Source organism: Qipengyuania aquimaris (assembly GCF_009827445.1).
Lineage (GTDB): Bacteria > Pseudomonadota > Alphaproteobacteria > Sphingomonadales > Sphingomonadaceae > Qipengyuania > Qipengyuania aquimaris.
Genome location: NZ_WTYI01000001.1, coordinates 589,339 through 601,645, shown reverse-complemented (window position 1 = coordinate 601,645; position 12,307 = coordinate 589,339). Strand labels below are relative to the sequence as shown.

At 58.4% G+C, this 12,307-nt stretch carries 9 protein-coding genes and 2 tRNA genes; 4 read left to right on the top strand and 7 right to left on the bottom strand.

Annotation, left to right across the window (positions count from 1 at the left end):
• The first annotated feature begins 60 nt into the window (after positions 1–60).
• Genes GRI34_RS02920 through GRI34_RS02910 form a run of 3 tightly spaced genes read left to right on the top strand, consistent with a single transcriptional unit; the run spans position 61 to position 2,362 of the window.
• Positions 61–633: a 5-formyltetrahydrofolate cyclo-ligase gene (locus tag GRI34_RS02920; RefSeq protein ID WP_160594661.1), complete on the top strand. Its 573-nt coding sequence runs from the start codon at positions 61–63 to the stop codon at positions 631–633.
• Positions 630–863: a DUF2842 domain-containing protein gene (locus GRI34_RS02915; protein ID WP_160594660.1), complete on the top strand. Its 234-nt coding sequence runs from the start codon at positions 630–632 to the stop codon at positions 861–863. Before GRI34_RS02920 ends, GRI34_RS02915 begins: the two co-directional genes overlap by 4 nt.
• Before the next feature lie 47 nt (positions 864–910).
• Positions 911–2,362: an MFS transporter gene (locus GRI34_RS02910; protein ID WP_234028137.1), complete on the top strand. Its 1,452-nt coding sequence runs from the start codon at positions 911–913 to the stop codon at positions 2,360–2,362.
• A gap of 65 nt (positions 2,363–2,427) precedes the next feature.
• On the opposite strand, the gene GRI34_RS02905 is transcribed toward GRI34_RS02910, so the two are convergent.
• The 5 genes from GRI34_RS02905 to thyA all read right to left on the bottom strand — a co-directional run bounded on the left by GRI34_RS02905 (position 2,428) and on the right by thyA (position 7,490).
• Positions 2,428–2,504: transfer RNA gene (locus GRI34_RS02905), tRNA-Asp, on the bottom strand.
• A 291-nt stretch (positions 2,505–2,795) separates the two neighbouring features.
• The gene (locus GRI34_RS02900) at positions 2,796–4,091 is read right to left on the bottom strand and encodes a dihydrolipoamide acetyltransferase family protein (RefSeq protein ID WP_160594659.1); all 1,296 of its coding nucleotides are present in this window, start codon (positions 4,089–4,091) and stop codon (positions 2,796–2,798) included.
• A gap of 5 nt (positions 4,092–4,096) precedes the next feature.
• Positions 4,097–5,158 (bottom strand): alpha-ketoacid dehydrogenase subunit beta, encoded by a 1,062-nt coding sequence (locus GRI34_RS02895; RefSeq protein WP_160594658.1) that lies wholly within the window; start codon positions 5,156–5,158, stop codon positions 4,097–4,099.
• Positions 5,155–6,486: a 3-methyl-2-oxobutanoate dehydrogenase (2-methylpropanoyl-transferring) subunit alpha gene (locus GRI34_RS02890; protein WP_160594657.1), complete on the bottom strand. Its 1,332-nt coding sequence runs from the start codon at positions 6,484–6,486 to the stop codon at positions 5,155–5,157. Before GRI34_RS02890 ends, GRI34_RS02895 begins: the two co-directional genes overlap by 4 nt.
• A 77-nt stretch (positions 6,487–6,563) precedes the next feature.
• Positions 6,564–7,490, bottom strand: coding sequence for a thymidylate synthase (gene thyA / locus GRI34_RS02885; protein WP_160594656.1), 927 nt, complete (start codon positions 7,488–7,490; stop codon positions 6,564–6,566).
• Positions 7,491–7,607: 117 nt separating this feature from the next.
• On the opposite strand from thyA, the gene GRI34_RS02880 reads away from it, so the two are divergent.
• Positions 7,608–7,684, top strand: a tRNA-Pro gene (locus GRI34_RS02880).
• 132 nt (positions 7,685–7,816) lie between these two features.
• Here the strand turns inward: GRI34_RS02880 and GRI34_RS02875 are convergent.
• A complete protein-coding gene (locus GRI34_RS02875; protein ID WP_160594655.1) occupies positions 7,817–8,266 on the bottom strand; it encodes a DpnI domain-containing protein in 450 nt (149 codons plus the stop codon).
• A gap of 170 nt (positions 8,267–8,436) precedes the next feature.
• A complete protein-coding gene (locus tag GRI34_RS02870; RefSeq protein ID WP_160594654.1) occupies positions 8,437–12,213 on the bottom strand; it encodes an N-6 DNA methylase in 3,777 nt (1,258 codons plus the stop codon).
• Positions 12,214–12,307 lie beyond the last annotated feature (94 nt).

Here is a 12,307-nt window from a genome sequence, read left to right as displayed (position 1 = left end):
GCTTCGCTGCTTGAGCGCGGCCGGGCGCTTACGGCCTCATCGAGATAAGCAGGTGGGTATTTGACCAAGGACGAACTTCGCAAGCAATTGCGCACCGCGCGCCGCGACCAGGTGGCGGCGCTGCCGGACAGTATGCGCGCGCTTGTCTTTCATCGTCCGCCCGCGCCGCTTCTGGACCTGGTCCCGCAAGGAGCCAGGATCGGACTGTACCGGGCAAACCCGTTCGAGGCACCCGCGGCATCCTATGCCAAGTTCTTCCTCGACAGGGGCCACGAAATCGCCCTCCCGCGCTTCGCTAGCCGCAATGCACCGATGGAATTTGCCCGCCACTCCGATCCGTTCGACGAAGAAGACCTGGAGGTCGGACCATTCGGCCTGCTCCAGCCATACGCCGACGCGCCCACCTTGGAACCGGACGTGCTGTTCGTGCCGCTCATCGGCTTTACCGATAGCGGTGAGAGGCTCGGTCAGGGTGGGGGCCACTACGACCGCTGGCTATCCGCGCATCCGGATACCCGCACCATCGGGCTCGCCTGGGACTGCCAGCGCGTAGACAGCCTGCCCACCGAGGATCACGATGCACGCCTCGACGCCATCGTAACGACCACACGCTTTTACGGACCATTCGCATGAGAGACGAACCCACCTGGCGCATTCCCGTCGGACTCCTCGGACTTCTGGCTGCCCTGCTCGTCTACGGCATCCTGATCGCCCGCTACCTTCCCGGCCTGATCGGCGATTGGAACGCGCTGGTGCAGACCGTGATCTATCTTTTCCTCGGCCTGATCTGGCTCGCCCCCTTGCGTCGTTTCCTGACCTGGATGGAAACAGGTCACTGGTCCGCCCCGCCCGAGAAAGATTGACCTCCCGCCCAAGTGCCCTACCCTCCCCGTAACGGGAGGAGAGCCCCTTGACGCATGAGACAATGGCGACGGCAGCGTCCGTCGACGCGAGCGAGAAGATGCCTGTTTGGCTGAAGCTGGCGCACGGATCGGGGGCGGCCGCCTTCGGGATCAAGAACAACGGCTTCGACTATTTCCTGCTGATTTTCTACGGCACCGTCATCGGGCTGGAGCCTTCACTGGTCGGCCTCGCCATACTGATAGCGCTGGTGTTCGACGCGGTGTCCGATCCGCTGGTCGGCTACTGGTCCGACAATCTACAATCGCGCTGGGGCCGCCGACATCCCTTCATGTATGCGGCGGCCATCCCGGTGGCGCTGAGCTATTTCCTGCTGTGGAATCCGCCCGAAATGGGCCAGACCTCGCTGTTCCTTTATTTGACCAGCCTCGCGATCCTGATCCGCACCTTCATCACCTTTTACGAAACGCCCAGTTCGGCGCTGATCCCCGAACTGACGACCGATTACGAAGAGCGGACCAGCCTGCAATCCTATCGCCTGTTCTTCGGCTGGACCTTCGGCGCCCTGATGAGCGTGATCATGTTCGGTGCGCTGCTGACAGGCCCACAAGGGCTCCTCGATCGGGATGCCTACGCCACCTACGGCATGATCGGCAGCGCGCTAATCTTCATCTTCGTCATGATTTCGGCGGTCGGCACGCATAGCCGCATTTCTCACCTGCATCGCCCCGTGACCCGGTCCGAGAGATACAGCGTCGGCAGGATCTTTCGCGAAATGATCGAGACGCTGAGCGAGAAGAGCTTCATTGCGCTGTTCTTCGCGACCGTGCTTTTCGCCATCGCGACCGGGCTTGCAGCTTCGCTGAATTACCTGCTGCTGACCTATTTCTGGGAATTTTCGTCGTACCAGATCTTCCTCTGGACCTGCACAGTGGTCCTGTCGGCCCTGTTCGGCTTCCTGCTGGCACCCTGGGCCACGCGCAAGATTGGCAAGAAGCCAGCGGTCATTGTTCTCGGCCTGCTCGCTTTCACGATCCAGCCCGCGCCTGTTTTGCTGCGGCTGGTGGGAATTATGCCCGAAAACGGGGACCCGCTGCTGTTCCCGATCGTCCTCGGCGTCAATGTCATCGACCTCGCGCTCATCATCGCGGTCCAGGCAGTTTCATTCTCCATGATCGCTGATCTGGTCGAAGCGAACCAGGTGAAGACTGGGCGCCGGTCCGAAGGCGTCTACTACGCCGCTATGACCTTCACGCGGAAAACAACGCAAGGCCTGGGCGTGCTGGCCGCCGGCCTCATCCTGTCGGGCATCGGTTTCCCCGAAGGCGCGGATCCCGGAACGGTTGATACGGACACGATATGGAAATTGGGCGCATTCTACGCACCGTCGTTGCTCGTGCTATATTTGAGCGCGCTGTTCTTCGTCACGCGTTACAAGATCGATAAACGCGGGCACGAGGAGAACCTGCGCCGCCTTCGCGAAAGCGCAGCCGCGCAATAACGCCCAAACGAAAAAGCGGGGCCGAAGCCCCGCTCTCGCATCCGTCATTCGAAGAATGTCCCAAGTGGCGCGAGTGACGGGACTCGAACCCGCGACCCTCGGCGTGACAGGCCGATACTCTAACCAACTGAGCTACACCCGCGCATCTAGGCGCTGTGCCTCTTGGGAGCCGCGCATCTAGGCGGCGGTCCGATTCCTGTCAATGCAGTTTTCTCGCCTTTTTTCGCTTCTTTTTCCCGCGGTGCAATTTACCTGAAAGTAACCACTTGCGCGCGACAGTGACCCACGCATTTCCACGTGGGGTAACGGGGGAAGTCGCATGTTGCAGGGCGCATTACTCGCCGCATCGCTGGCGCTGCTTGGAGGCGGCGCGCTGGTCGCGAAATCGGCGATCGATATCCAGTACGACTGTTACCAGGCGCCCGCGCCCTGATCAGTCGACCAGTATCAATGCGGGCGTTTCGAGAAGCTTCTTGAGCTCCTGGACGAAACTCGCCGCATCGTAACCATCGACGACGCGGTGATCGCAGCTGATCGAGACGTTCATCAGCTTGCGCTTCTCGATCCGTTCCCCGCCAGCACCGTCGCTGACATACATCGGGCGTTCGATAATCCGGTTCGGTCCGATGATTGCGACCTGCGGCCGGTTGATGACCGGCGTGGTCGCCACGCCGCCAAGCGGTCCGAGAGACGTCACGGTGAGCGTGCCGTCTTCCATCTCTTCCTTCTTGGCCGTGCCGTTGCGGGCCGCCTCCGCAAGCCGCGAAATCTCGTTGGCGAGCTGCCACAGGTTCATGCCCTGGGCATTCTTGATGACCGGCACCATGAGGCCCGCATCGGTCTGTGCCGCCATGCCCATATTGACCGCACCGAACCGCGTCACCACGCCCGCTTCGTCGTCATAGCGCGCGTTGATCATCGGGAACTGCGGCAAGGTCTTGCAAATCGCCGTGATCAGCAGCGGCAGGATCGTCAGCTTCGGCTTGTCACCGCGATTGGTGTTCAGCTGCGCGCGCAGGACTTCCAGATCGGTGACGTCCACTTCCTCGATATAAGAGAAGTGCGGGATGTTGCGCTTGGAAGCCGCCATATTCTCGGCGATGCGGCGGCGCATCCCGATGACCTTCTTCTCCTCGTCCTGGCGGGTCGGCGCAGCCGCCGAATAGCCGGAGTTATAGGAGAGGAACTGGTCGAGATCGCCGTGACGCACGCGGCCATCTTCGGCAGGCTTTACCTGCGAGAGGTCGACGCCGAGGTCCTTGGCGCGCTTGCGCACGGCAGGCGTGGCGAGAACCTTCGCCGAAGGTGCCGGAGCAGGTTCGGGCGCGGGCGTCGGTGTCGGAGCCGGCGGCGGGCTGGGATCGGCCGCCATCGCATCGTCGGCATCGCTCGCGTCGGAGGTTTCCACCTCGATGCGCTCTTCGACTTTCTCAGCCTTCGGAGCAGGCGCAGGTTCGACGTCTTCCGTGACATCTTCGGGCACTTCGCCTTCGACCTCGATCACGACGAGCATGGAGCCGATCGAGACCATGTCGCCCTCTTCGCCGGCGATCTCCAAGATCTTGCCGTCGACGGGGCTTTCCATCGGGACAGTCGCCTTGTCGGTCATCATGTCGACGAATTCCTCGTCCTCACGAACCGTGTCGCCGACTTTCTTGTGCCACTGGACGATTTCCGCCTCGGCAATGCCTTCGCCGATGTCGGGCATGTTGAATACGAACTTTGCCATTGCGGTTACTCCGCCAGAATCTTTTCGAGGGCCTCGCCGATGCGGATCGGGCCGGGGAAATAGGCCCATTCGAGGCTGTGGGGATAGGGTGTGTCGAAGCCGGTCACGCGTTCGACCGGGGCTTCGAGATGGTAGAAGCAGCGTTCGGTCACCAGCGCCGAGAGTTCGGCGCCGAAACCGGCGGTGCGGGTCGCCTCGTGGACGATCAGGCAGCGGCCGGTCTTCTTCACGCTTTCCTCGATCGCTTCGATGTCGAGCGGGACGATCGTGCGAAGGTCGAGGATGTCGGCCTCGACGCCCTTCTCTGCGCAGACCGCTTCGACCACGTGGACCATGGTGCCGTAGGCGAGGATGGTGAGTTCCTCGCCTTCTGTCGCGTGCCGCGCCTTGCCGAGCGGGATTGTGTAGTGGCCTTCGGGCACGATGCTCGCATCGAACCTCTTCCACGGCTGCACTGGCTTGTCGTAATAGCCGGAAAACGGGCCGTTGTAGATGCGCTTCGGTTCGAAGAAGATGACAGGGTCATTGTCCTCGATGCAGGATATCAATAGGCCCTTCGCATCGTAAGGCGTGGCCGGGATGACCGTTTTCAGGCCAGAGACGTGGGCGAAGATCGCCTCCGGGCTCTGGCTGTGCGTCTGGCCGCCGAAGATGCCGCCGCCGAAAGGACTGCGGACCGTCATCGGCGAAGTATATTCGCCTGCCGAACGATAGCGCAGGCGCGCCGCTTCGGAGATCAGCTGGTCGAGGCCTGGATAGATGTAATCGGCGAACTGGATTTCGGGCACGGGGCGCAGGCCGTAAGCGCCCATACCGACTGCGGCGGCGATGATGCCGCATTCGGAAATCGGCGTGTCGAAGACCCGGCTCTTACCGTATTTCTCCTGGAGACCGGCGGTACAGCGGAAAACCCCGCCAAAATAGCCGACGTCCTCGCCCATCACGACGATATTGTCGTCGCGCGACATGGTCACGTCGAGCGCTTCGTTGATCGCCTCGATCATGTTGAGGCGGCGTTCAGTGCCCTCTTCCGAAGCAGGCGCAGTCTTGGTTTGCGTGTCGCTCATGCGCCCTTCCCTCCGTTCGGGAGTCCTTCGGGGAATTTGGTCTCGCGTTCGCGGATCGCCTGTTCGCTCTGTTCCTGAAGGTGCCAGGGCAGCTCTTCGAACACGTCTTCGAACATGGTGCGGAACGGATGGTGCAGGCCATGGCCGAGGATGCCGTTGGCTTCCGCTTCCTTGGTGACCTTCTTGACGTATTCCGCCGCTTCGAGGTCCATCTTCTCCTGACGTTCCTCGTCCCATTCGCCGATGGCGATGAGGTGGTTCTTGAGGCGCATGACAGGATCGCCCAGAGGCCATTCTTCGCGCTCCTGCGCGCTACGATAGCCGCTCGGATCGTCGGAGGTCGAATGGCCTTCAGCACGGTAGGAGAAGAACTCGATCAGCGTCGGCCCGGCATTGGCGCGGGCGCGATTGGCGGCCCATTGCTCTGCCGCATAGCAGGCGAGCGGGTCGTTACCGTCCACGCGCAGCGAGGCGATGCCATAACCCACGCCGCGCGCGGCGAAGGTCGAACGCTCCGCCCCGGCGAAGCCGCTGAAGCTGGAGATCGCCCACTGGTTGTTGACCACGTTGAGGATGACCGGCGCGTTATAGACGGTCGCGAACAGGCAGGCGGAGTGGAAGTCGCCTTCCGCCGTACTCCCCTCGCCCACCCAGGTGGCGGCGATGCGGCTGTCGCCCTTGATCGCACTTGCCATCGCCCAGCCGACCGCCTGCGGGGTTTGCGTGGCGAGATTGCCCGAAATCGAGAAGAAACTGTGCTCGCGGCTGGAATACATGATCGGCAGCTGGCGGCCCTTCAGCTTGTCGCCCCGATTCGAGTAGATCTGGTTGATCATCTCGATCATCGGATAGCCGCGCTGGATCAGGATGCCCTGCTGGCGATAGCTGGGAAAGATCATGTCGTCGGCGGCAAGCGCCATGGATGCGGACACGCTGGTCGCCTCTTCGCCGGTGCACTTCATGTAGAAGCTGGTCTTGCCCTGGCGCTGGCCGCGGAACATCCTCTCGTCGAAAGCGCGCGTCATGGCCATGTGGCCAAGCATCGTGCGCAAGGTCTCGGGATCGAGCTTGGGATCCCAGGGTCCGTGCGCCTTGTTGTCTTCACCCAGCACGCGGATCAGGTCATGCGCGAGATCCAGCATTTCCTTCGGATCGGCGGTTTCGTCGGGCCGTGCCTGAGCGCCAGCCTCGGGAACCTGGATGTGCGAAAAATCGACCGTATCGCCGGGACGGTACTTGGGTTCGGGGACATGGAGCGAAAGCGCAGGGCGATTGTCGCCCGCGCTCGCGGCATTCCGATCTCCCTCGGCGGGGGGCCGTTCGGCCATAAACTCTCTCCAGACGCAATCTTACGCTTGCGCGTTATTTTATTTCACAGGAGTGAAACGGTCAAGTGAGAGCCGGATCACACTGCGACGGGCGCCTTGATGGGCCCGTGCGGCGTGTAGTCGTGAACCGCGAAATCCTCAATGCGATAGTCGAAGATCGAGGCCGGACGCCGCAGAATCTCAAAGGTCGGATGCCCTTGCGGTTCCCGCGACAGTTGCTCTTCCACCAAGTGCTCGTGATTGAGGTAGAGGTGCGTATCCCCTCCGGTCCAGACGAGTTCTCCCGGCTCCAGGTCGACCTGCTGCGCGATCATCCGCTGCAAGAGAGCCGCCGACCACAGGTTGAACGGCAGGCCCAGTGCGACATCGCAGCTGCGCTGGTAGAGAAGACAGTTCAGCCGATCGCCTGCGACATGGAACTGATAGGTCTTGTGACACGGTGGCAGCGCCATCGAATCGAGTTCGGCGACGTTCCAACCCTCGATTATGTGGCGCCGGCTACCCGGGTTCGACTTCAGCGATTCGACGACCTCGGCGACCTGGTTGACGCTGCCGGTGCGGGCATAGCTGCCATCGCCCGTGGGCGTGTAGACCGGCCAGTCGACCCATTGCTTGCCATAGACCGGGCCGAGATCGCCCCATTTCGCGGCAAAGTCCGCATCATCCGCGATGCGCTGCGCAAAGTCCTCGACCGAGATGTCCTGACCGGTCGCCTTCACATATTTCGCGTGCGGCCACTCGTTCCAGATCTTGACCCCCTGCTGCACCAGAGGGCGGATGTTGGTGTCCCCCGTGAGGAACCACAGCATCTCGCGCGTGGCGGTTTTCCAGTAGACGCGCTTGGTGGTGATCAGCGGCATTGCGCCCCCGGCGAGGTCGAAGCGCAGCATCGCACCGAACACGGATCGCGTGCCAATGCCCGTGCGATCGCGGCGTTCGTCGCCTTCGCGCCAGATGCGGCGCATGAGGTCGAGATATTGCTGTTCGTAATGCTGGTGTGACACGGCGGAAGCCCTATCCCGATTTTCGGCAAAATGCCTGCTTGCGTGTGCCGCAATCCACACCTATAGGGCGCGCCTGCTTCGCACCCGCAGCGATTGTTCACTGCGGGCCGATCCGGTCGGGGAGTAGCTCAGCCTGGTAGAGCACTGTCTTCGGGAGGCAGGGGCCGGAGGTTCGAATCCTCTCTCCCCGACCATTTCCATAAAAGCGTCATTTTTCAGTTTGTTACTGAGAAATGCCGCGTCGGAATTATACATTAAAATATACATAGCACGAAAGAGGCGGCGGTGGACACTATCGGCCACCTCTCGTGTGCATCTTTCTGCGATTAGACAAGCCGAACGAAATGGCTTTGGATTGCCGAAATATCGTAGATGAAGCCTTGCCAACCGGCTCGTCGCGCATTCTCACTTAATGGTTTCCGAGGCTTGAAGAGCTCTGGTGATTGCAGATCGGAGGGCAAGTAGTAAATGGCCGCAGCACTACCTTCTTTCTCGGAGAGAACCAGAAAGAGTGGAAAGTAGATAGCAGCATCCATTCGCTCCTTCTGAGGGCCCCAAGCCGCCCCTAAGATCTTCAATGGTAGCTTTTCGACATCTCCGACATTCGCAGTTTTCACTTGCGCCAGATAGCCACAGAAATCGCAAATCAGATCAGCGCACTTAAAATTTGGTGGAAGCTTTTTCAGCGTCTTGCTCCGCTTGCATTTCGGGCAAGAGCAGGACTTAGCGACCAAATTTTCGCCAAAATCGCCTAGTTTCTGTTTGTCCGTCGGCATCAAATCCCCTTCGCTGCACACTAAGTTATGGAGTGGTGATGCTGCCCGCTCAACCTAATACCAATAAGTGCAAGGACTTTTGTGTCGCGTGGAGCCGCTAAGGGTGGACCGCATGCTCGTAATTCAAAGACTTCCAGGCTCTAAGTTTTCTAAGCTTTAACATTGCTACATCAACTATAGCGGTCTGAGCTGTCCAGCCCCGTTCGATAGCCATGAATTCGGGTTTCCGTCGCAGGCCAACGTGGAGTAATATTCCGCAAGAACGGGTCGTCTGTCATGTCCGCTCGGATCGACGCTATGTCATCCTCTGCCAACCCAAGTGCGGGGCCGATAAGAGCATCGATCTTGTCCACCACCGCATCGATTGCGCTGGCGTGATCGGACTCTCGAAATTGCTTCACTACGGCATCGAACTTGTCGCGTGAATCGGCGTTGGATGGGATCGGCATATCGAGCAGAATCGCACGATCTACCATCTTCTTTGAAGTTCCCGCGCGGGCCGAGAGTGCCATAGCGAGGCCAAGCGCTGCGCATTCATCCGGAACCTTCACCCAATCGAGTAAATATTCCGAGATCTGGATGTGCCACGCATCCCCATCGGCGACCGCCTTGCTATCGGGCGCGATTTCGATTGCCTCCGTTCCCTTGTTGAGGCTTTCGGACCATTCGACCTTACTGCCGGTCGTTTTCACCGCTTCCTTAACAACTTCGCGGAAGGGCTTGATCGGCAACTGGCCTAGCGCCGCAAACATCGCTGCCTCTGTCCGGAAATGGTTTTCGCACGCACTAACTAGATCGCCTCGCAATCCCTCCAGCTCAACGGCCTTATCCGCAATGGCATCGTTCCAAGGCAATAAACGCAGATTTGTTGGATATATGTCGCCACGATAAGTATTTAAGTATGACATCTTGGCCGCAAGAGCGTAATAATAGCGGTATATTCTGGAAACAAAAATCATATCGAACGGAACGTCAACCAATTCAGCCCGAGGCGCGAATATTGTCGCGGTATCTGTGAACGCCACTTTGCGGGGATCGAAAGGCACTGCGTTGGGAGAGCGTTCAATTCGAGCAACCGCCCAAAGGCGTTCAGGCAAAATGTCCATATATTCGAATAGGTAACGGTTGCGAGCCGCTGAAATGTCGATGCCTTGATCTTGTGGGTCGCCATGAATCCCGCCCGAAACAATGTTCTCGGCTTTGTAGATTGTGTGTCCCCTTCCCTTGGGGGCATCCTTCTTGCGGCCCGCAAAGACGATACCGCGAGAGATCATCTCGCGATGCTCCCACATTGTGAGATCGCCCGCGGGCTTTACCAATGTGACTGACCCGCGTGGCAATCCATCGGCCTGCTGACTTACCAACGGTAGGTGAAGACTGTTTGAGTCCGAAGCCGATTTCTTCGCCCCTTTCCTCTTATACCAATATTCCTGGAAAGCCGATGACATTTGCGGATTTGCGCGAAGCTTATTGATGATCGTTCGTCGCTCCGGGGTTACCCGAGTTACAATCCGACCATCGGGGGTGAAAAGGTCTGCATAGTCGAGGCGCGAAGCTGGGATCCCTGCTAGGTTGAAGGTGGGGCGCTTCGTGCCATCGCCAAAATCAATGCACCTCTTGTCGGCCAGTTTGATAGTGACTTGATCATGCTCCCACCGTTTCTGATTTCGTTTCGAAAGGCTCCGCCAGACATCTGCTGTTTCTGGCGCAGCTTTCGCAAGGCGAGCATCAATCCAAGGTTGTAGCCGTGCGGCGCGGACTTGGTATCGCAGAGCTTTCCGATCCGGCAGAGGCTCCGATCTGTCCAGCCACTTGGGATCAAGCGGCAATCTGGGCGGTCGCGCCTCCGCAATCAGGACGATCGGCAAAACGTCGGCGTCAAACACGTTACGCCAGATGACTTCCAAATCGACAATTTCCCTGATCGTCCAGCGGCCATCGGCAGCGAACAGCTGCCGTAGCTCTGCATTTTCCTTGGTCCCGCACAGGGCGAGCGGCACAACAAACCCAAGCCGCCCGGCACCTTCGCCCCACTTGTTAGGGAGGCGGCACCAACCATCGAGCGCCCGGTAGATGAACAGAGCATAGAGGTTAGCCTCGGCGGAAATACCTTTCCATTCTTCGCGATCGCTCTCGAAATACTGCTTGGTAGCCTCGTCGATTTCGCCAGAGCGTTCTGGTCGGACATAGGGTGGATTGCCCCCGATCCCGCCATAGGATGGGCGGTCGAGTTCGACAAAGCGACCGTGCTGAGAGAATTCAACCCCTGGCCGAATGATGCTGTTCGCCTTGTCGCTGATTGCGATATCGGGAAACTCTTCTGCTGCGATCAAATCATCTTTGAAACTAAGAACGTGCCAGAGAATTTGGATTTGCGCCAAAACGGCAGAAAACGTGTTTAGGTCATTGCCTGCCAATCGGGCCAACGCCGCGACTACTTCTGAATAGGTTGCAAGTCCTTGATCGGCATCTTCCCCGACCACTTGTTGGTAGCGTTCGATAAGGAACGTTCCGCTCCCGCAAGCCGGGTCCATAAATCGATCTTCCGGCTTCAACTCTAGACGATCTACGATGTAACGGGCGATCGAAGGTGGAGTGTAATATTCCCCAAATTTCTTACGCTGTTCGCGGTCGAGAAACCGGTCATAAACGCCAGTGAGAATGTCGCCTTTCACCGTAGTGAAATCGTAGCGCGATAGCTGATACATCGCCCATTCGATAGCGTTAGACAGGTTCGCATCATTCGTCGCGAAAACCCAATCCAGTTCGGTTTCGTCAAATGCAGCCGCATAAAGCGCTTGGGCCTTTTCGTAGGCCATTTTGAGCAACCGAGTGTATCCGAATGCGAACTTTTCTCGAAGCATCTGGAAAGCTTCAACACCGCCATTGCAGAGGAAGCGATTGGCACCGAAAAAGCCGTGATCCTCAAAGAAGCGGATAAGCAAAATACGTGCAAGAATGAGGTTCGCGGTTTCAGTCGCGAACATCTCTAATATCTTCTTTTCCTCTTTCGCGTCGTTCTCTTTGCCGTTCAGCCTCGCCTTGAATTCTGGCAATCCATCGAGCGCCAATCGCGCGATGCTTCCCGCCTTTTTAAGCTTTCGATTAAGGCGGGCAACGTCACCGCCATATGTAATTGCCAGTTCGTAATTGTTGGGCTTTGCTGTCGCAGTTAAGGTGTATGGATCGAAAGATGCATCGGGGTATTTGTCAGCGAATGTCTTCCAGGCGGTTGAAACATCGGTTGCCATGTTAAGAACTGAATGCAGGGTTCCAAGGGTAGATTCCTGCAAGTGACTGGTCGTTGTGCGCAAGGTTTCGTAGAAGTTACGCCGAGCAACGGCGACCTGATTTTCCTGACGCTTTGTGGCGTTCTCTGACAATGTCAGCTTCTCAGTGGCAATGAGGCTGGTATCGCCTTCGCGAAATGCCCTTAAGCGCTGTGGAACACCGGCAACACCATATGACAGTCGAGCAAAGGTGCTCCGGAACTGAGCCTCGTCCGTCGCTGAGTCCAAAGTAAAAATGATATCACTCGCGCTATCATGCGTCGAATTCATCACGGGACGAGCAACAATTATGGTAGGATCAGCCATGATGAACCAAGCCGTATCGGGGCGAACGTATTTCGCCTTTTGAGCGAAGATCGCCTCCCGCCTACTAATTGTCGAAAAGGCGTCGTGTTCGTCCTTGGCTTCGACAACCATCCAATCGATATCGAGTGACTTTCCGTTACGATCCATGATCCCTGACGGGGCTCGACAAGTTACGTCCGGCCTTCCGGCCTCTCCAGCAATATCAATGTGAACGGAACTGCGGGGATAGCCAAGAACGTCACAAAATATATCGCGGAGCGGGCCATACATGGCCGCCTCCTGGCCCTTCTTGGTTTCTCGAATAGTGCGAATTGCTTCATCAAAAGCAGATTCCGAAGGTTTCTTGGGCATTGCCACGCATTTCCTTTTTGACTGAAACAGCCAAGCCAAAATTTAAATCGGTTCAAGGTCTGCGACGGCCTTATCAGTAAATGTGAATGGACCA